General features: G+C 72.6%; 9 protein-coding genes. 2 read left to right on the top strand and 7 right to left on the bottom strand.

Annotation, left to right across the window (positions count from 1 at the left end; all coding sequences use genetic code 11):
• Positions 1 to 32: 32 nt before the first annotated feature.
• The 4 genes from OG618_RS12115 to pulA all read right to left on the bottom strand — a co-directional run bounded on the left by OG618_RS12115 (position 33) and on the right by pulA (position 10,391).
• Positions 33 to 371 carry a P-II family nitrogen regulator gene (locus tag OG618_RS12115; protein ID WP_329487365.1) on the bottom strand — a complete coding sequence of 113 codons (339 nt, stop codon included), beginning with the start codon at positions 369 to 371 and terminating at the stop codon, positions 33 to 35.
• The gene (locus OG618_RS12120; RefSeq protein WP_329487366.1) at positions 368 to 1,690 is read right to left on the bottom strand and encodes an ammonium transporter; all 1,323 of its coding nucleotides are present in this window, start codon (positions 1,688 to 1,690) and stop codon (positions 368 to 370) included. The genes OG618_RS12115 and OG618_RS12120 overlap by 4 nt, the downstream gene beginning before the upstream one ends.
• A 285-nt stretch (positions 1,691 to 1,975) precedes the next feature.
• Positions 1,976 to 4,306 carry a M4 family metallopeptidase gene (locus OG618_RS12125; protein WP_329487367.1) on the bottom strand — a complete coding sequence of 777 codons (2,331 nt, stop codon included), beginning with the start codon at positions 4,304 to 4,306 and terminating at the stop codon, positions 1,976 to 1,978.
• Between the two features lie 559 nt (positions 4,307 to 4,865).
• Positions 4,866 to 10,391: a pullulanase-type alpha-1,6-glucosidase gene (gene pulA / locus OG618_RS12130; RefSeq protein ID WP_442906786.1), complete on the bottom strand. Its 5,526-nt coding sequence runs from the start codon at positions 10,389 to 10,391 to the stop codon at positions 4,866 to 4,868.
• A 320-nt stretch (positions 10,392 to 10,711) separates the two neighbouring features.
• On the opposite strand from pulA, the gene OG618_RS12135 reads away from it, so the two are divergent.
• Positions 10,712 to 11,677: a phosphatase PAP2 family protein gene (locus OG618_RS12135; RefSeq protein ID WP_329487368.1), complete on the top strand. Its 966-nt coding sequence runs from the start codon at positions 10,712 to 10,714 to the stop codon at positions 11,675 to 11,677.
• A 145-nt stretch (positions 11,678 to 11,822) separates the two neighbouring features.
• Here OG618_RS12135 and OG618_RS12140 read toward each other — a convergent pair whose 3' ends face one another.
• From OG618_RS12140 to glnA, 3 genes are all read right to left on the bottom strand, one after another.
• On the bottom strand, positions 11,823 to 14,840 hold the full coding sequence (locus OG618_RS12140; protein ID WP_329487369.1) for a bifunctional [glutamine synthetase] adenylyltransferase/[glutamine synthetase]-adenylyl-L-tyrosine phosphorylase: 3,018 nt from the start codon (positions 14,838 to 14,840) through the stop codon (positions 11,823 to 11,825).
• Positions 14,841 to 15,231: 391 nt separating this feature from the next.
• Entirely contained in the window at positions 15,232 to 16,461 is a 1,230-nt protein-coding gene (locus OG618_RS12145) for a hypothetical protein (RefSeq protein ID WP_329487370.1), read from the bottom strand.
• Between the two features lie 238 nt (positions 16,462 to 16,699).
• A complete protein-coding gene (gene glnA, locus OG618_RS12150) occupies positions 16,700 to 18,061 on the bottom strand; it encodes a type I glutamate--ammonia ligase (protein WP_329487371.1) in 1,362 nt (453 codons plus the stop codon).
• A gap of 150 nt (positions 18,062 to 18,211) precedes the next feature.
• Here glnA and OG618_RS12155 point away from each other — a divergent pair, with 150 nt between their 5' ends.
• Entirely contained in the window at positions 18,212 to 19,966 is a 1,755-nt protein-coding gene (locus OG618_RS12155; protein WP_329487372.1) for an NAD+ synthase, read from the top strand.
• The last annotated feature ends 1 nt before the right edge of the window (position 19,967 follow it).

A 19,967-nucleotide genomic window follows, 5' to 3' on the forward strand; every position in this document is an offset into this window, starting at 1 on the left:
ACTCAGCGCCGCTCAGGACGGCGGGGCGGGCCTCAGACGGCGTCCGGCCCGCGCTCGCCGGTGCGGACCCGGACGACGGTCTCCACCGGCACCGCCCAGACCTTGCCGTCGCCGATCTTCCCGGTCCGGGCGGCCCGGACGATCTCCTCGATCACCTGGTCCGCGTCGGCGTCCTCGACCACCACCTCGATCCGGGCCTTGGGGACCAGGTCGATCCGGTACTCGGCACCCCGGTAGACCTCGGTGTGCCCGTGCTGGCGCCCGTACCCGCTGGCCTCGGTGACGGTCAGTCCGTGCACCCCGATGGCCTGCAGGGCGTTCTTGACCTCGTCCAGCTTGAACGGCTTGACGATCGCGGTGATCAGCTTCATGCGGAGGGGGTCCTGTCGGAGGAGTGCGTGAGCACGGTGGTGGCATGGGCGGTCGTACCGTGGCCCAGGACGCCGTGATCGTACGCGGTCTCGGCGTGCACGGCGAGGTCCAGACCGGTGAGTTCGTGCTCCTCGTCGGCACGGAAGCCCATCACCCGGTCGACCGCCCGCCCGATCCCGTACGTCATGGCGAACGCGTAGACGGCGACGGCGGCCACCGCGGCCAGCTGCTTGCCGAGTTGGCCGAGGCCGCCGCCGTGCAGCAGCCCGACCGGGCCGCCGGTCATCGCGGCGCTGGCGAAGAGGCCGATCAGCGCGGTGCCCATGACCCCGGCGACGAAGTGCACACCCACCACGTCCAGCGAGTCGTCGAAGCCGAAGCGGAACTTCCAGCTGACCGCGTACGAGCAGACCACGCCCGCCGCCAGCCCGATCGCCAGCGCACCGAGCAGGTCGACGCTCCCGCAGGAGGGGGTGATGGCGACCAGGCCGGCCACCGCGCCGGAAGCGGCGCCCAGGGTGGTGGCGTGGCCGTCCCGGCGCTTCTCGACCAGCAGCCAGCCGAGCAGCCCGGTGCAGCCGGCCGCCTGGGTGTTGAGCAGCGCGGACGCGGCCAGGCCGTTGGCGCCCAGCGCCGAGCCCGCGTTGAAGCCGAACCAGCCGAACCAGAGCAGGCCCGCGCCGAGCAGCACCAGGGGCAGGTTGTGCGGGCGCATCGCCTCCTTGCGGAAGCCGATCCGGGGGCCGAGCAGCAGGGCCAGGGCCAGTCCGCTGGCCCCGCAGTTGACCTCGACCACCGTGCCGCCGGCGAAGTCGAGCGCGCCGAGCTTCGACAGGATCCACCCGCCGGGCGCGAACACCCAGTGCGCCACCGGGACGTAGACCAGCAGCGTCCAGACGGCGGTGAAGGCGACCCAGGAACCGAACCGCGCGCGGTCCGCGATGGCGCCGCTGATCAGCGCGGCGGTGATGATCGCGAAGGTCAGCTGGAAGGTGGCGAACAGCACGGTGGGGACGTGGCCGGTGAGCGAGGAGGGGGTGATTCCGGCCATCCCGAGGTGGTCCAGGCCGCCGATCAGCCCCCAGCCGCCGACGTCCGGGCCGAACGCGAGCGAATAGCCGGCCAGCAGCCAGACCACGGTGACCACGGCGATGGAGACGAAGCTCATCATGATCATGTTGAGCACGCTCTTGGTGCGGACCATGCCGCCGTAGAACAGCGCCAGGCCGGGGGTCATCAGCAGGACGAGTGCGGTACTGGCCAGCAGCCAGGCGGTGTCTCCGGTGTCGAGGCCGGGCGACGGGTCAGCCAGGAACATAGGGGCGTGCCTTCCCACGGGCCCGCGCCAGGGAGGAGCGCGGGTCGGTTGGGAGAGTGTCGCGAGGGCGGATTTCTGGTTGCGGACGGACACGTTTCGCCCGTGTTTCGTGTTGCCAGGCGGTTGCCCCGCGGTTGCCGGTCCGTTTCCGGAAGCTCACGCCCCGTGCCCGCCGGGCGGGCCCCCGGACGGGCCGCCCGCCGCACCCACGACGCAGGGCCCGGCAGCCGTGGCTACCGGGCCCTGCTCCCTGTCCTACTTGGTTCTACTGACCGCCGGAGCGGGTCAGCTGGTGGCGATCGAGGTGTCGTCGATCACGAAGCTGGTCTGCAGCGAGGCGTCCTCGGTGCCGGCGAACTTCAGGGTGACCGTCTGGCCCGCGTAGGACGAGAGGTCGAAGGTGCGGAGCTGGTAGCCCGCGGCGGCGTCCACGTTCGAGTAGGTCTTCAGCGCGGTGCCGTTGACCGTGACCGCCAGCTTGTCGTACACCGTCGAGCCGGTCTCGGCCGTGTCGATGTGCAGGTAGAAGCTGAGCGAGGCCTTGCAGCCGGCCGGGATGGTCACCGTCTGCGAGAGGTTGTCCGAGTGGGCGGAGCCGTAGCCGTTCAGCCAGGCCTTCCAGGTACCGCCGTGCGCGGCCTGCGAGGCGCTGTTGTCCACGACACCGCTGGAGGCGGTCCACGGGGCGGCGCTGCCGGTCTCGAAGCCGGCGTTGCCGAGCAGCTGCGCCGGGGTGCAGCTGCCGCCGCCGCCGGAGACGGTCCAGGTGAAGCTGGTGGAACCGGTCTTGTTGGCGGCGTCCTTCGCGGTCACGGTCACGTTGTACGTGCCCGCGGTCGTGGCGGTGCCGGTGATCTTGCCGCTGGAGCTGATCGACAGGCCGGTCGGCAGGCCGGTGGCCGTGAAGGTCAGCGGGGCGGTGCCGCCGGTGGCGGCGATCTGCAGGTTGACCGAGCCGTTGAGCGCGGTGCTCTGGTTGCCCGGGCTGGTGACGGTGACGCCACCCGGGTTCGGAGCGGTGCCCACGTTGACGCCCGCCCAGGCGGTGCTGACCGCGTTGAGCTCGGCGCTGCCGGCGCCGTACAGGTCGGTGGCCGCCTTCTCCGTCGCGGTGCGCGCCGCGGCGTAGTTGGTGGTGGAGGTCATGTAGGTGGTCAGCGCGCGGTACCAGACCGCCGCCGCCTTGTCCCGGCCGATGCCGCTGACGGCGATGTTGCCCTGGGTCGGCGAGTTGTAGCTGACGCCGTTGATCACCTTCGCGCCGCTGCCCTCGGACAGCAGGTAGAAGAAGTGGTTGGCGACACCGGACGAGTAGTGGACGTCCTTGTTGCCGACCGTGGAGGACCAGTAGTCGGCCGAGCCGCCGTCCTTGGAGGGCTTGTCCATGTAGCGCAGCGGGGTGCCGTCCCCGTTGATGTTGATCAACTCACCGATCAGGTAGTCGGGGTTGTCGGTCGGGATGTTGGCGTAGAACTCCACCATGGTGCCGAAGATGTCCGAGGTGGCCTCGTTCAGGCCGCCGGACTCACCCGAGTAGTTCAGGTTGGCGGTGGCCGCGGTGACGCCGTGGCTCATCTCGTGGCCCGCGACGTCGAGCTCGGTGAGCGGGTGGGTGTTGCTGTCACCGTCGCCGTAGGTCATGCAGAAGCAGGAGTCGTCCCAGAAGGCGTTCACGTAGTTGTTGCCGTAGTGGACGCGGCTGTAGGCGCCGACACCGTCGTTGCGGATGCCGTTGCGGCCGAAGGTGTTCTTGTAGTAGTCCCAGGTGGCCGCGACGCCGTAGTGGGCGTCGACCGCGGCCGACTCGCTGTTGGCGACGGTGCCGTCGCCCCAGCTGTCGGTCGACTTGGTGTACAGGGTGCCGGTGCCCGAGGTCCCGTGGTTCAGGTTCGTGGTGTACATCCCACCGCGAGCCCCGTCCTTCATCTGGTACGAGGAACCCGACTGGGTCGTACCGATGGTGACGTTGCCGACGAAGACGCCCTTGCCGGTGCCGGTCTGGATGCCCTCGAACTTCTGGATGACCTGGCCGGAGGTCGCGTCGGTGACCACGTGCAGCTTGCTCGGGGTGCCGTCGGCCTCGGTGGAGGAGACGACCGTCTCCCACGCGAGGCGCGGGCTGTTGTCGGCGGCCCAGACCACCAGGCGGGGCGCGGACTCCAGCGCGGCGCCCGACTCGGCGGCCAGCGCGGCGGACTGCGCGGCCGGCGCGGCCAGCTTCGGCGTGGTGCTCACGGCGGTCAGCGGGGCGGTGCTGGCGCGGTCCACACCCTTGGTCGCACCCGTGGCGCTCTGGTGCACGACCAGGTCGCCGCCGAGAACCGGAAGGCCGTTCAGCGTGCGCTCGTACCGCAGGTGGCGGGTACCGTCGGCGTCCTGGGAGACGTCCTTGGTGACCAGCTTCTCCTCGCTGCCCAGGCCCAGGGTCTGGGCGAGGGCGGCGGTCTGCCCGGTCGCCGAGGCGATCAGCTGGGCACGGCTCGCCTGCTGGGCGGCGACCGCGGCCGGCGCGTCCGGGGTGGCGGCCTGCGCGATGACGGGGATGCCGGTCACCAGAAGCGCGGTGGAGGCGGCCATGACAACCGCTGCCTTCCGAGCCTGGGTGTAACGGGACATGCGGACTCCTTTTCCGACCGACGCGGGGTGCGCGTGCGGTGGAGAGAACCTGGCCGCAGGGTTGCGGCGCAGTGGGGGCCCCCGCCGCCGGGTGCGCGGCGCGGGTGCGGTTGCGGAGCAAAGACCGAGCAGTTGCTGGCAGGAAGAGGCGCTGAACCTGACCTGGGACAGCCGCACCGGGGGGTGGGGCCCCCTCGTCTGCAGCCGGGGGAATCGTGGCAGTAAACGAGCCGTGAATGACAGATGCATGCCACTGATTGGCCGATTAGCTACCGGGACCGTTCATCCGTCGGACCCCCGTCCGTGTTACAGGCGCGGGAACTACCGACGACGGTTTTCATCGCCACCCGAAAGGTTCGATCACTTCCGGCGGGCACTGACCAGCGCTCAGGGCCCGCTCGGCGTCAGCATGGTGGACCTCACTGCCGGACGGATCCGTCACCTCACCTTTCCGGCCGTGCCAACGACGGTTTTCGGCCACTCGCGCGCCGGGCACCGGCGGGAAATACCACGGCCCCGCGCCGCCCGAGGGCGGTGCGGGGCCGGGTACGGCGGAGCGTCAGTTCTGGACGAAGACCGCCACGGTGCGGCCCGGCACGGTGAAGGTGCCGGTGGCGGCGGCGAAACCGGACTGCCGGACCACCGGATCGGCCCCGCCCGCCTGGACCGGGTGCAGCGCCTGCGCCGTGCCCTTCAGGGCGGCCACGGTCTGGCTCTGCGCGGTGGGCGTGGCGTTGAACACCACGGTGATGCCCTTCTGCGCGCCGGCCAGCCCGGTGCCGTCCAGGTGCAGCGTGATCACCCCGGGCGTCTCGCCGGGCGTGCCGGAGAGCGGGTAGGAGAGCCGCTGCTGGACGGCGGCCAGGGTGGGCAGCGAGAACAGCGGCGACCCCTGCTTGATCCGCAGGAACTGCTGGTACTGCGCGCTGGTCGCCCGGATGTCGGCGGCCCCCATCGCCAGCTTCGGATCGGCCAGCAGCGACTTGGCGGCCGGCCACATCTCCTTGTTGTCGGCCGCCGTCGGCACGCCGCGGCCCCAGCCGTTGCCCTGCGCCGGGTCCCACTGGATCGCGTTGAACCAGTCGCCCGAGTCGTAGGAGTTGGCGTCCAGCGACTTGGAACGCAGCAGGTCGGTGCCGGCCTGGACGAAGCCCGGCCCCTGGGTGAGCGCGGTCAGTGAGAGCGCGAGCGCCTGCATCCGGGCCCGGTCGGCGGGCGCGGTGGCGGCGGGCAGCTTGTAGGCCAGCGCGTCGAACAGGTCGGTGTTGTCGTGCGCGTCCACGTACTCCACCGCCTCGCCCGGCACGGCCGCGTACCCGGTCGGGGCGCCGTTGTAGTCGACGCCCGCGCCCGTGACGGCCCGGCCAGCGCTGTCGGTGAACGCGTAGCCGGCCAGGTTGCCGGTGAGCGCCACCTTGAGCTGGTCCATCTGCTTGAGCAGCCGGTCCTCCTGCTCCTGCGGCGTGCCGTTGGCCGGCGAGCCGTTGGGGTCGGAGTACAGGCCCGAGGCGAAGCCCTGCTGCGGGGCCGAGGAGAGCTGGAAGTTGCCGCCGCGCGCCGCGTCCCGGATCCGGTCGTCGAAGGTGGCGATGCCGGTGCCGGCCATGTTCAGCTGGGTGGCCTGCGCGAAGCGGGCGTCATTGGCCACGACGCCGAAGTTCCAGCCCTCGCCGTAGAGGAAGACGTTCTTCCCGTCGACGCCGTCCGAATCCGGTGTCATCCTGCGCAGTGCGGCCTGCACGTCCAGCATGGTGGACCTGGGATCGAGGCCCATCAGGTCGAAGCGGAAGCCGTCGACCTTGTACTCACGCGCCCAGGTGGTCACCGAGTCCACCACCAGGCGGTTCATCATGGCGTGCTCGGGCGCGGTGTCGGCGCAGCAACTGTCGGTCGTCACCTTGCCGTTGGCGTCGAGCCGCTGGTAGTAGCCGGGGACGACCCGGTCCAGCACCGAGTGCTCGGCCTGGCCGGCGGCGGCGGTGTGGTTGTAGACCACGTCCAGCACCACGCGCAGCCCGGCCTGGTGGATCGCCTGCACCATCTGCCGGAACTGCACCGTCCGGGCGGTGCCCTCCGGGTCGGTGGCGTACGAGCCCTCCGGCACGTTGTAGTGCAGCGGGTCGTAGCCCCAGTTGTAGGCGTCCTCGGCGGCGACGGCCGCCACGCACTCCTGCTGCCGCTCGCTGTCCGCCGCCAGGGCCTTGAGGTCGCAGGCCGGCAGCTTCTGCTGGGCCCGGTTCTCCCGGATGGTGGCGATGTCGAAGGTCGGCAGCAGGTGCACGGTGGTGACGCCGGCCTGGGCCAGCTCCCGCAGGTGCCGCATGCCGGCCGACTGGGACTCGGTGAAGGCCAGGTAGGTGCCGCGCTCGGCGGCCGGCACCGTGCCGTCCTCGACCGAGAAGTCCCGGACGTGCAGCTCCTGGATCTGCTGCTGCGCCGGCGGGACGGCCTTCGGGACGGTGTGGTCGTCCCAGCCCTTGGGCTTCAGCGCCTTGGCGGCGAGGTCGGCGACCAGGCTCCGCCCGGAGTCGGCGGACAGCGCCACCGAGTACGGGTCGGTGACGGTGTTGACCACCAGCTGCTGGACGGACGGCGCCCAGACCTTCACCTGGTACAGGTAGTACTTGCCGTCCAACTCGGCCTTGTCACGGACGAGTTCCCAGACACCGGTCTCGTCGTCCAGCTTCAGCGGGACGGTCTTCGGGGTGCCGCCGGCCGGTCCGTCGAAGAGCTGGACGGAGACCTCCCGCGCGGTCGGCGCCCAGACCGACAGCGCCACCTTGCCGTTGTAGTAGGCCGGTCCGAAGTCCACCCGGCCGGTGCGGCGGGCGTACAGGTCGTCCAGCACGCCGGGGGTCTGCACCCCGGTCGCGGCCAGCGCGGCGCCGCTGGGCAGGTGCTCGGTGAAGAGCAGCTGGCTGCGGAGCGCGGCGGGCACCCGGGCCGCGTCGCGGGCGTCCACGGTGAAGGCCCGGTAGCCGGCCAGGTGCGGGAAGGCGGCCTTCTGGGCGTCGGTCAGCCCGGCGGCGGGGGTCAGCCGGATCCACTGCCCGGCCTTGCTCAGCACGCCCTTCTCGGCGCGGATGCCGCCCTCGGGGTCGTACACCAGCTGGGCGCTGGTGCCGCCGGCCAGTGCGGCGTCGTTGGCGCCGTACCCGGCGGGCACCACGACCGTGCGGGCGTCGATCCACTGGGCCTTGGCGGAGCCGGGGTCCAGCTGCGAGGCGGCGGCGGCGTTCTGCGGGAGCAGGTAGCCCTCCCGGCCGCCCAGGATCCAGACCTCGTGGCCGTTGGCGGCGAGGTCCAGCGACTGGTCGGCCGGCAGGTCCTTGTCGTTGCCCCGGTGCAGGACGTAGCTGAGGCTGGTGGCTCCGGGGGCCAGCGGCACCTCGAAGACGGCGCCGAAGGCGTCTCGGCGGACCGGCAGCAGCGGGTTGCCCCAGTCGGTCGGGGTGGCGGCGCCGGTCCAGTCGTGCAGGCCCCAGCCGGTGTAGTCGCCGTCGGCCCGGTTGTAGTGGATGACGGCGGTGCCGGCGGGCTGGGTGTTGGCGGGCCCGGGGTTCGCCGTCCGGACGGTCGGGTCACCCTCCTTGAGCCAGACCTCGCCGGTCGCGCCGACGTCGAGGTGGCGGTCGGTGTCGACGTCCTTGACGCCGTCCTTCTCGACGACGAAGCCGACGTCCGAGGCCCCTTCCTTCAGCTTCACGTAGGCGAAGGCGCCGTAGGCGTCCCGGCCGGTGAAGCCGTGCCCGGCGGGCCAGGGGGTGGCCTCGCCGTCCGCTAGGTCGCCCCAGGCGTAGAGGTTCCAGCCGTCGTAGTCGCCGTCCTCGCGCTGGTAGTGCACGACGGCGTACGGGCGGGCGGTGGTGCTGGGCGCCGGGGCGGGGGCGGGGGTGCCGGTGGTGAAGCTGCCGGTGGCCGAGCGCAGGTGGCCGCTGGAGTCCTGGACCACGGCCTTGTAGCGGACCACCGTGCCGGGCTGCACGGCGCCGAGGTCCTGGGTGACCCGGTACGTCCCGTTGTCGGCGGTGCCGAGGGTCCGCCAGGGCGCGTCGCCGATCTGCGCGGCGAAGGTGACCCGGTCGAAGCCGCCGCCGTCGACGTCCGCGCCGACGGTGACGGTGCCGGTGGAGCCGTCGGCCGGCGTCCGCAGCGCGAGCTTCGGCGCGGCCGCGACCGGCGCCAGCTTCCCGGCGGCCTTGAACACCACCGAGGAGAGCGCGGGCACGGTGACGGTGACCGCGCGGTCCGCGCCACTGGTCAGCCGCTCCCCCGCGGCCGGGTAGATCCGGTCGAAGCCCTGGCCGGCCGAGAAGGTGTCCAGGGTGACGGTCTTCGCCTCGGCCGCGTTGTTGACCGCGACCAGGTACTCGACCTGCTGCCCGGCGTCGATCCGAGAGAAGGCGTAGACGCCCGCGCCGTCGGCGGCGTACCGCTCGATCTGGGCGCCGTCGGCGAGGGCCGGGTGGTCCCGGCGCAGCGCGGCCAGCCCGGCGATGCCCCGGTAGAGCTCGCCGTCGCGCCCGTAGCGGTCGGCGGAGCCGGAGGGGCCGCCGAGCACCCGGTCCGTGTTGTAGGAGGGGGTCCGCGAGGCGAAGAGGTCCTGCCGGGCGTCCTTGTCGCCGCCGGCGCCGGTGAAGCCCTGCTCGTCGCCGTAGTAGACGACCGGCTGGCCCCGGGTGAGGAACTGCAGCTCGGAGGCGAGCCGGTCCTTCTTCAGCAGGGTGGCGTCGTCGGCGCCCGGGTTGTCGCCGAGCAGGAAGGACCCGAAGCGGCCCATGTCGTGGTTGCCGAGGAAGGTCGGCAGCTCGTAGGCGTCGGTGTCGGCGGTGGTGTAGCGGTAGTCCTGCCCGTACACGTCGGCGAGGCCGCGGGCCGAGCCGCCCTGCGAGACGTAGGAGCGGGCGGCGCTCTGGAACGGGAAGTCCAGGGTGGCCTGGAGCCGGCCCTTGGTGACGTACGGCGAGGTGACCGCCGGGTCGCTGGAGAGGACCTCGCCGAACATGAAGAACTTCTTGTTGCCCTGCTTGGCGGCGAAGTCCTTGAGCGCGGGCGCCCACTGCTGCCAGAAGGCCATGTTGACGTGCTTGACGGTGTCGATCCGGAAGCCGTCCACGCCGGCGTCCTTGACCCACTGCTGGTAGACCTTCTCGAAGCCCTGGACCACCTTGGGGTTCTGGGTGTCGAGGTCGTCCAGGCCGGAGAAGTCGCCCTCGGTGGCGGACTCGCCGACGAAGGTCGAGTCGCCCCGGTTGTGGTAGAGCGCGGGGTCGTTGAGCCAGGCCGGGGCCTTGGCGGCGGTGTCGGCGGGCTTGCGGAAGACCGGGCTGTAGGGGAACGAGTCCTTGGTCAGCTTCGGCCAGGCGGCCGGGGAGCCGGCGCCCGCGTCGGCGACGGCGGTCTCGTCGACCGGCCGGCCGTCGGCGTCCAGCACCGGGTAGGCCCCGGTGGAGCGGTAGCCGTACTGCTGCTGCGCGTAGTCGATGACGTCGGCGGTGTGGTTGGTGATGACGTCGAAGAAGACCTTGATGCCCTTGGCGTGCGCCTTGGCTATCAGCTCCTTGAGCTGCTCGTTGGTGCCGAAGTGCGGGTCGACCTGGGTGAAGTCGGTGATCCAGTAGCCGTGGTAACCGGCCGAGGCCTGGTCGCCGGCGCCCTGGACGGGCTTGTTCTTGAAGATCGGAGCCATCCAGATCGCGGTGGTGCCGAGGTCCTGGATGTAGTCGAGCCGCTGGAGCAGGCCCGCGAGGTCGCCCCCGTGGTAGAAGCCCTTGTCGGCCGGGTCGAGGCCGTGGTCCAGCCGGCTGCCGGTGATGCCCCCGGTGTCGTTGCCCGGGTCGCCGTTGGCGAAACGATCCGGCAGGACGAAGTAGAACTGCTCGCGGGAGAGGTCGTGCCGCCCGGCGGTGGCGGCCAGCGCGGCGTCCGAGGGCGGGCCGGGCGGGGACGCGGCGAAGGCCGCGGGAGCCGCGCCGCCCAGGGTGGCGGCGGTCAGCGCGGCGGCCAGCAGCACGGCCGTGCGGCCGGGTCTGCGGATCGGGGTGGTGCTCCGTCGGCGTGTGCGGCGGGGCGGGACATCGGCCACTGAGGGCTCCCTTGCGGGGGTAAGGGTGTCGAGTTGCCAGGACGCTAGCGGCCTGCAATCTGTTTCAGCAAGATGCAGAAAGGGTTTCGGTCCCGGAAATTTCGGCCCCCGGCGTGCCGCTGCCCGCCCCCGATTGCGCCACCCGAGGCACTCGGCGTGAGAATAGGACGTATGCCCGTCCTGCCGGTTCGTACCAGATCCCACAGCACCCCCTACCCCGGTGGGAGCAGTCCCCTAGCCCTCAAGGGGGACAGTCGGTGAAGAATCCACTTCCAGAGGATGAGCAGACGGCTACGGGACGTCTGGCAGACTTCTCGTCCATGGGGGAACCGACCGAGATCCAGCAGACCGGCGCCGAGCGCGCCGCGGCGGCGCACGGTGGCGGTTCCGCAGCGGGCCCGGCCGGCTCCGGCCGGGTGCCCGACGGAGCCACCCGCGTCGCCCAGTCCCGCGCGGCCGCGCTGCGCGGCCGCATCCGTGACCAGCGCCGTTCACCGGCGCGACCGCGGATCTGGTTCGAGCTGGCGCTGATCGGGATCAGCTACTGGGTCTACTCCCTCGTCCGCAACGCCGTCCCGGAACAGGAAGCGATAGCCCAGAAGCACGCGGGCTGGATCTGGGACTTCGAACAGAGCCTCGGCGTGGCCGTCGAGCGCTCGGTCAACCACGCGGTCGACAAGTTCTCGTGGCTGATCGTCGGGATGAACTACTACTACGCGACGCTGCACTTCATCATCACCATCGGCGTCCTGGTCTGGCTCTACCGGCGCCACCCGGGCCGCTACGCCGCGGCCCGCACGGTGCTGTTCGTCACCACCGGCATCGCCCTGGTGGGCTTCTACTTCTTCCCCCTCGCCCCGCCCCGGCTGATGACGGACGGCGGCTTCATCGACACCCTGAAGGTCCACAACACCTGGGGTTCGATGGCCTCCGGGCCGGCCACGCACGTCTCCAACCAGTACGCGGCGATGCCCTCGATGCACATCGGCTGGTCGCTCTGGTGCGGCCTGGCCATCTTCTTCCTGGCCCGCGCGGCCTGGGCCCGCGCGCTCGGCCTGCTCTACCCGGTGGCCACCCTGGTGGTGATCGTCTCGACCGCCAACCACTTCTGGATGGACGCCGTCGGCGGCGTCGCCTGCCTCACGGTCGGCTTCGTCGTGGCCCGGCTGATCTACCACGTCTGGGTCTACCGCCTGCCGAAGGTCCCGGCCCGGGGGGCGGCGGACGAGCCGATCACGGTGCCCGAGCAGTGGAGCGAGCCCGCGGTGAGCGCCGGACGGCGCTGAGACCGGTACGGCGAAGGGCCCGCGGAGCTTTCCGCGGGCCCTTCGCCGTACCCCGGGCCTTGCCCTTGCCCAGGGCCCCTTCGCCGGACCTCCGGGGGCCGGGGCTCAGCGTTCCTCCGGTGGCCGGGGCGCAGCCGGTCGGGGATCAGCCGTAGAACAGCCGCTCCACCACCGCCCGGGCCCGCCGGGTGGTGCGCCGGTAGTCGTCCACCAGCTCGCCGCTGTGCCCGGCGCCGTACCCGAGGTAGCGGGCCACCGCGGCCAGCTCCCGGGCCTCCCCGGGGAAGCTGTCCCCGGGCCGGCCGCGGACCAGCATCACCGCGGAGCGCACCCGGGAGGCCAGCACCCAGGCGGCGTCCAGCACCGCCGCGTCCTCCGCCCCGACCAGCCCGGCCTCGGCGGCGGCCGCCAGCGCGGGCCTGGTCCGGGTGGTCCGCAGCGCCGGCAGCTCGTGCCCGTGCTGGAGCTGGAGGAGCTGGACGGTCCACTCCACGTCGGCCAGTCCGCCCCGGCCGATCTTGGTGTGGGTGGTCGGGTCGGCGCCGCGCGGCAGCCGCTCGGCCTCGATCCGGGCCTTGATCCGGCGGATCTCCACCACGTCCCGCTCCGGCACCCCGGAGCCCGGGTAGCGCAGCGGGTCGATCAGCTGCCGGAACCGCTCCCCCAGCTCCGCGTCCCCCGCCACCGGGTCGGCGCGCAGCAGTGCCTGGCTCTCCCAGGCGTGCGACCAGCGCCGGTAGTACGCCGCGTAGGAGGCGAGGGTGCGCACCAGCGGGCCGTTGCGGCCCTCCGGGCGCAGATCGGCGTCGACCACCAGCGGCGGCTCGGTGGACGGCCCGGAGAGCAGCGTGCGCAGCTCGTGGCAGACCGCCTGGGCGGCCCGGGCGGCGTCCTGGTCGAGCGAACCGAGCAGCGGCTCGTGGACGAAGAGGACGTCCGCGTCGGACCCGTAGCCGAGCTCGTGCCCGCCGAACCGGCCCATCGCGATCACCGCGATCCGGGTCGGCAGCTCCCCGTGCCGGGCCTCCCAGCCGGCCGTGCAGGCGCGCAGCGCGCCCTGGAGGGTGGCCGCGTTGAGCGCGGTGAGCGCCTCGCCCGCGACGTCCAGGGCCTCGGCCGGGTCGTCACCGAGCCGCCCGAGGACATCGGCGGCGGCGGTCCGGAACAGCTCCCGGCGCCGCACCGAACGGGCGGCGGCGACGGCCGCGGGGGCGGAGTCGGCGCGGCCGACGGCGGCCAGTATCTCCTGCTCCAGGGCGGGCCGGCCGCGCGGCGCCAGGCCCTGCGGGTCGCCCAGCATGGCGACCGCCTCGGGGGCCCGCAGCAGCAGGTCGGGGGCGAGCCGGCCGGCCGAGAGGACTCGGGCCAGCTGCTCGGCGGCGGCGCTCTCGTCGCGCAGCAGCCGCAGGTACCAGGGGGTGCGGCCGAGCGCGTCGGAGACCTGGCGGAAGTTGAGCAGCCCGGCGTCCGGATCGGCCGAGTCGGCGAACCAGCCCAGCAGCACCGGCAGCAGGGTCCGCTGGATGGCGGCCTTGCGGCTGACGCCGGAGGCCAGCGCGGTCAGGTGGCGCAGCGCGGCGGCCGGGTCGGCGTAGCCGAGCGCCTCCAGCCGGGCCCGGGCGGCGTCCGGGCTCAGCCCGGTCGCACCGGTCGGCAGCTCGGCGACGGCGTCCAGCAGCGGCCGGTAGAACAGCTTCTCGTGCAGCCGGCGGACCTCGACGGCGTGCCGCTTCCACTCCCGCTGGAGGGCGGCGACCGGGTCGGCCCGGGTGTCGTCGTTGATCAGCGGGGCGAGCGAGCGGGCCAGCCGGCGCTGGTCCTCCTCGCCGGTGGGCATCAGATGGGTGCGGCGCAGCCGGTGCAGCTGGATCCGGTGCTCCAGCGAGCGCAGGAAGCGGTAGGCGGTGTCCAGCGAGGCGGCGTCGGCCCGGCCCACGTACCCGCCCCGGGAGAGCGCGCCGAGTGCCTCCAGGGTGTTGCCGCTGCGCAGCGCCGGGTCGGTGCGACCGTGCACCAGCTGGAGCAGCTGGACGGAGAACTCGACGTCGCGCAGGCCGCCCGGGCCGAGCTTGAGCTGGCGGTCGAGCTCGGTGACGGGGATCGAGTCGATCACCCGGCGGCGCATCTGCTGCACGTCGGTGACGAAGTTCTCCCGGGCGGCGGCCTGCCAGACCATCGGCTCCAGCGCCGCCAGGTAGGCGGCCCCGAGCTCGGCGTCCCCGGCGACCGGACGGGCCTTGAGCAGCGCCTGGAACTCCCAGGTCTTGGCCCAGCGCTGGTAGTAGGCCTGGTGGCTGGCCAGGGTGCGGACCAGCGGGCCGTTGCGGCCCTCGGGGCGCAGGTTGGCGTCCACCGGCCAGATGGTGCCCTCGCCGGTGGTGTCCGCGCAGAGCCGGGTGAGCGCGGCGGCCAGCCGGGTGGCGGCCTTGATCGCCTCCTGCTCCTCGACGCCCTCCCGCGGTTCGGCGACGAAGATGACGTCCACGTCGGAGACGTAGTTGAGCTCGCGCCCGCCGCACTTGCCCATGCCGATGACGGCGAGGCGGCAGGCGCCGGCGGCCTCCGGATCCTCCTCGGCGGCGATCTCCAGGGCGGTCTGCAGGGTGGCGCCGGCCAGGTCGGCCAGTTCGGCGGCGGTCTGCGCGAGGTCGGTGGTGCCGGTGAGGTCGCGGGCGGCGATGGCCAGCAGGCAGCGGCGGTAGGCGATCCGCAGCGCGTCCGCCGGGCTGACGGCGGCCTCCGCCCGCAGGCCCTCGCGCAGCGCGCGCCGGAAGTCCTCCGGGCCGGGGTGCATGTCGCGCAGTTCGAAGGTGACCAGGACGTGCCAGTCGTGCGGGTGCCGGGCCAGGTGGTCGGCGAGCGCGGTGGACGCGCCGAGCACGCCGAGCAGCCGGTCGCGCAGCGGCTTGGAGGTGGTGAGGGTGTCGCGCAGGGTGTGCCGCTCGGTCTCGTCGGCGCCCTCCAGCAGCCGGGCCAGGCCGAGCAGGGCGAGGTCCGGGTCGGCGGTGGCGCCGAGCGCGTCCAGCAGCACCGGGTCGTCGGCCAGTCCCTCCAGACCGGGGCCGGCGAGCAGCCGGACGGCCTGCGCCGGGTCGGTGAACCCGCGCCGGACCAGCCTGATCTCCGGCCGGCTCACCCGGCTCCCGGCCCGCTGCTCCTCCATGACCCCTCCATCCGCCCGTTCAGCAGGTTACGCGCCCGCACGGCGCGGCGCCGGACGCGACCGCGGACCGGCCCCGCCCGGCCACGACCGGGAGCCTCACGGTCGGCCGGCGGACGGGCCCCGCCGCCGAGCGCCTTCACCGGCGCCGGTCGCCCCTGGCCCCGGCAGCCCTCCGGCGGGCAGCACGGACACCGCCGTCCTCTCCTCCTTCGAGGCGGACGGCGGCATCGGCTTCCTGTACGTCGAACGGGTGAAGGCCGGACGCAGAGCGCCGGGCGGCCGCTCACGGCGCACCGCCCTGTCGCCCGCAACGCCCGACCGGGTGCCCCGCCGGACGGTCACGCTGTCCGGCCCCGGCGCGCTGTCCGGCAGCCCGGGGGGACGGACCCGATCATGCGCGCCGTCGGCCGAGCCGCATCGCCGCCACACCCGCCGCGAGGAAAGCGGCCGAGAGGCCGATCAGGATCGGCGTCCCCCGGGAGCCCGTCTCGGCCAGCTCCCCGTGGGGGTGTTCGGCCGGGTGGTGCTCGCCCGCACCGTGCTGGCCGGACGCGTAGCCCCCGCCCGAACCGTAGTGCCCGCCCCCGCCGTGCCCGGTCTGCTCGCCGTGCTCTCCGTGCTCTCCGTGCTCTCCGCCACCGTGGTGAGCCGACTTGCCCGGCGCCTGGCCCTTGGCGACGAGGGTCGCCTTGTTCAGGTTGTGCGAGGCCTGGTGGTTGGACTGGCTCTGCTGGTTGGAGAGGTTGTTGGCCTGCGAGGCCGACTGGTTGTTCTGCGCCGAGTTCTGCGCGCTGTTCTGCGCGGAGTTGTTCGAGTTGCTGGCGGCGCTGTTGTTCGCACTGTTGTTGAGGTTGTTCGTGACGACGTTCTGCACGTTGACGGTCACCTGGACGTGCTGGTCCTGACCCTGGTTCTGCGAGCCGCTCTGGCTCTGCCCCTGGTCCTGACCCTGGGCCTGGCCCTGCCCCTGACCCTGCTCGTTGCTCTGGCCCTGGCCCTGGCCCTGGCCCTGCCCCTGGCCCTCGTGGCCACCGTGACCCTCGTGGCCACCGTGACCCTCATGGCCCTCGTGGCCGCCATGACCCTCGTGCTCCCCGTGCTCTCCGTGCTCCCCGTGCTCGCAGTCGCAGCCGGCGGGCCCGTGGTCGCCGGGGTGGCCCGGCGCGTTCTCGTCGCAGTGCTCGCCGCCACCGGCTGACGAGTCCTCGGAGCGGACGAGCTCCGACGACTGGGCCGTCGGAGCTCGTTCGCCCTCGGCCCGCCGAGCCGCGTCGCCCTGCTCGACGGCGTCGCCCTCGGCCACCTCCGAGAGGTCGGCGTCCGAGGCCTCGCCGGCCTCGCTGTCCTCACCGTCGCCGTCGTCCGCCCGGTGGGCCGGGCGGACCACCGGCGAGGAGTAGACGGTGCTGCGACCGGGGAAGGCCCAGGCGCGGGCGGCGGAGCCGGTGTCCTCCTCGGCCAGACGCAGGAGGCTGTCGACCCACTCGCCCTGGGCCTCCGGCGATTCGGAGGCAACGGTGTGGTCGACGAGGGGCGAGGCGTAGGCCGTGCCGCCGGCGCCCAGGGCGAGGGCGGCCGAGGCCAGTCCGGACAGGACCAGGGTGGTGATTCGAGTACGCATGACACTCCAGGATGATCCGCAAAACGGATCTTCTGAATACGCTCCCGCGTCACCTGGTCACGGCTCGCACCGCTGCAGGGTAACCGCATTGGCCCAACGAATTAGCGTGCGCGGGGGACCCCTGCCCGGACGCCCGCACCGCCCTCGCCCGCCGGAGACCGGCGGGCGAGGGCGGACCCGCACAACGGAACGGGCCTGCTCCGACCGGAGCAGGCCCACTCGCGCGGTTGACGGCCCGTCAGAGCACCTGGAGGTTCTTCCGCAGCTCGAAGGGGGTGACCTCGGAGCGGTACTCCTCCCACTCCTGGCGCTTGTTGCGGAGGAAGAAATCGAACACGTGCTCGCCGAGGGTCTCGGCGACCAGCTCGCTGCGCTGCATCAGGTCGATGGCCTCGCCGAGGTTCTGCGGCATCGGCTGGATGCCGAGGGCGCGGCGCTCCGCGTCGGTGAGCGCCCAGACGTCGTCGTCCGCGCCGGGCGGGAGTTCGAGGCCCTCCTCGATGCCCTTGAGGCCGGCCGCGAGGGTGACGGCGTAGGCGAGGTAGGGGTTGCAGCCGGTGTCCAGCGAGCGGACCTCGATCCGGGTGGAACCCTGCTTGCCGGGCTTGTACATCGGGACGCGGATCAGGGCCGAGCGGTTGTTGTGGCCCCAGCAGATGTACGACGGCGCCTCGCCGCCGGCGCCCGCGGTGCGCTGCGAGCCGCCCCAGATCCGCTTGTAGGAGTTGACCCACTGGTTGGTGACGGCGGCCGTCTCGGCGGCGTACTTGAGCAGTCCGGCGATGAAGGACCGGCCGACCTTGGAGAGCTGGTACTCCGCGCCGGACTCGTGGAACGCGTTGCGGTCCCCCTCGAAGAGCGAGAGGTGGGTGTGCATCCCCGAGCCGGGGTGGTCGGAGAACGGCTTCGGCATGAAGCTGGCGTGCACGCCCTGCTCCAGCGCGACCTCCTTCATGACCAGACGGAAGGTCATGATGTTGTCGGCGGTGGAGAGCGCGTCGGCGTAGCGCAGGTCGATCTCCTGCTGCCCGGGCGCGCCCTCGTGGTGGGAGAACTCCACCGAGATGCCCATCGACTCCAGCATCGTGATCGCCTGGCGGCGGAAGTCGTGCCCCACCCCGCGCGGGGTGTGGTCGAAGTAGCCGGACTGGTCGGCGGGGATCGGCGCGGTGCCGTCGCCGGGCAGGTTCTTCAGCAGGAAGAACTCGATCTCGGGGTGGGTGTAGAAGGTGAACCCGAGCTCGGAGGCCTTCTCCAGGGTGCGCTTGAGCACGAACCGCGGGTCGGCGAAGGACGGGGAGCCGTCCGGCATCAGGATGTCGCAGAACATCCGGGCCGTCCCGGGCGTCTCCGAGCGCCAGGGCAGGATCTGGAAGGTGGTCGGGTCCGGCTTGGCGATCATGTCGGACTCGTAGACGCGGGCGAAGCCCTCGATCGCCGACCCGTCGAAGCCGATGCCCTCCTCGAAGGCCTGCTCCAACTCCGCCGGCGCCACCGCGACCGACTTCAGGAACCCGAGCACGTCGGTGAACCACAGTCGGACGAAACGGATGTCACGCTCTTCGAGCGTCCGGAGCACGAACTCCTGCTGCTTGCCCATGGGGACAGTCTCACCTCTGCTCTTTACGTTCGTGTTACGCCCGGAAACCACCCGAAAGCGACTGTCCCCATCATGGCGGATCGCGGCCGCCGAGGGCAGTGGCAACCCTCGGACGCGACATCGCGTCAGATCGACGATTAGACTCGCGGCATGCCCAATCTCCGTCTCGCCCTGTGCCAGACCGACCCCTGGGTCGGTGATCTCGACCGCAACGCGGACGAGGTGGTACGCCGGACGGCCCAGGCCGTCGAGGCCGGTGCCCGGCTGATCGCCTTCCCCGAGATGGCCCTGACCGGGTACCCGGTGGAGGACCTCGCCCTGCGCCGCTCCTTCGTCGAGGCCTCCCGGTCCGCGCTGGTCGCCCTGGCCGCGCGGCTGGCCGGCGAGGGGCTGGGCGAGGTGCCGGTCGTGGTCGGCTACCTGGGCCGGTCCGACCAGGCCTCGCCGCGGTTCGGCCGCCCGGCCGGGTCGCCGCAGAACTGCGCCGCGGTGCTGCACCGTGGCGGGGTGGTCACCCGGTTCGCCAAGCACCACCTGCCCAACTACGGGGTGTTCGACGAGTACCGCTGGTTCGTCCCCGGCGACCAGCTGCCGGTGCTGCGGCTGCACGGGGTGGACGTGGCGCTCGCGATCTGCGAGGACATCTGGCAGGACGGCGGCCGGGTGAGCGCCGCCCGCGAGGCCGGGGCCGGCCTGCTGCTGGTGCTCAACGGCTCGCCCTACGAGCGGAACAAGGACGACGCCCGGCTGGAACTGGTCCGGCGGCGCGCCGCCGAGGCGGGCTGCGCGCTGGCCTACGTCAACATGGTCGGCGGCCAGGACGAGCTGGTCTTCGACGGCGACTCGATCGTGGTCGGCGCGGACGGCGGGGTGCTGGGCCGCTCGCCGCAGTTCGCGGAGCACCTGCTCGTCCTCGACCTCGACCTGCCGGCCGCGAGCAGCGACCACACCGACGGGCTGCTGCTCGCCGACGGCCTGCACCTGGTCCGCCGCGAACTGGGCGGCGAGCCGCTGCCCGCGCCCGCCGCGCCGCTCCGGGCGGAGGTGGCGCCCAGGATCTCGGACGAGGCCGAGATCTGGGCCGCGCTGGTATCCGGCACCGAGGCGTACGTGCGCAAGAACGGCTTCCGCTCGGTGCTGCTCGGCCTCTCCGGTGGCATCGACTCCGCGCTGGTGGCGGCCATCGCGGTGGACGCGCTGGGGGCCGGGAACGTGCACTGCGTCTCGATGCCGAGCCGGTACTCCTCCCAGCACTCCCGGGACGACGCCGCCGAGCTGGCCCGCCGGACCGGGCTGCACTTGCGGACGGTGTCGATCGCCCCGATGGTCGACGCCTACCTGGCGGCCACCGAGCTGACGGGCCTGGCCGAGGAGAACCTGCAGTCCCGGCTGCGCGGCACGCTGCTGATGGCGATCTCCAACCAGGAGGGCCACCTGGTGCTCGCACCGGGCAACAAGAGCGAGCTGGCGGTCGGCTACTCCACGCTGTACGGCGACTCGGTCGGCGCGTTCGGTCCGATCAAGGACGTCTACAAGTCGCTGGTCTTCCGGCTCGCCCGCTGGCGCAACGAGGAGGCCGCGCGGCGCGGCGAACCGGCGCCGATCCCGGAGCACACCATCGACAAGCCGCCGTCCGCCGAGCTGCGGCCGGACCAGGTGGACACCGACTCGCTGCCCGACTACGACCTGCTGGACACCGTGCTCAGCCGCTACATCGAGGGCGACGAGGGCCGGGACTCGATCGTGGCGGCGGGCTTCGACCCGGCGGTGGTCGACCGGGTGGTCCGGCTGGTCGACACCGCCGAGTACAAGCGCCGGCAGTACCCGCCGGGCCCGAAGATCTCCGCCAAGGGCTTCGGCCGGGACCGCCGGCTGCCGATCACCAACCGCTGGCGCCGGGGCTGAT

The sequence above is a fragment of the Kitasatospora sp. NBC_01246 genome (assembly GCF_036226505.1).
In the GTDB taxonomy this organism is placed as follows: domain Bacteria; phylum Actinomycetota; class Actinomycetes; order Streptomycetales; family Streptomycetaceae; genus Kitasatospora.

Bases quoted from the DNA above. Each gene is read 5' to 3' on its own strand.
- OG618_RS12115 (WP_329487365.1), bottom strand. From the start codon at position 371: ATGAAGCTGATCACCGCGATCGTCAAGCCGTTCAAGCTGGACGAGGTC.
- OG618_RS12120 (WP_329487366.1), bottom strand. From the start codon at position 1,690: ATGTTCCTGGCTGACCCGTCGCCCGGCCTCGACACCGGAGACACCGCC.
- OG618_RS12125 (WP_329487367.1), bottom strand. From the start codon at position 4,306: ATGTCCCGTTACACCCAGGCTCGGAAGGCAGCGGTTGTCATGGCCGCC.
- OG618_RS12135 (WP_329487368.1), top strand. From the start codon at position 10,712: ATGGGGGAACCGACCGAGATCCAGCAGACCGGCGCCGAGCGCGCCGCG.
- OG618_RS12140 (WP_329487369.1), bottom strand. From the start codon at position 14,840: ATGGAGGAGCAGCGGGCCGGGAGCCGGGTGAGCCGGCCGGAGATCAGG.
- OG618_RS12145 (WP_329487370.1), bottom strand. From the start codon at position 16,461: ATGCGTACTCGAATCACCACCCTGGTCCTGTCCGGACTGGCCTCGGCC.
- glnA (WP_329487371.1), bottom strand. From the start codon at position 18,061: ATGGGCAAGCAGCAGGAGTTCGTGCTCCGGACGCTCGAAGAGCGTGAC.
- OG618_RS12155 (WP_329487372.1), top strand. From the start codon at position 18,212: ATGCCCAATCTCCGTCTCGCCCTGTGCCAGACCGACCCCTGGGTCGGT.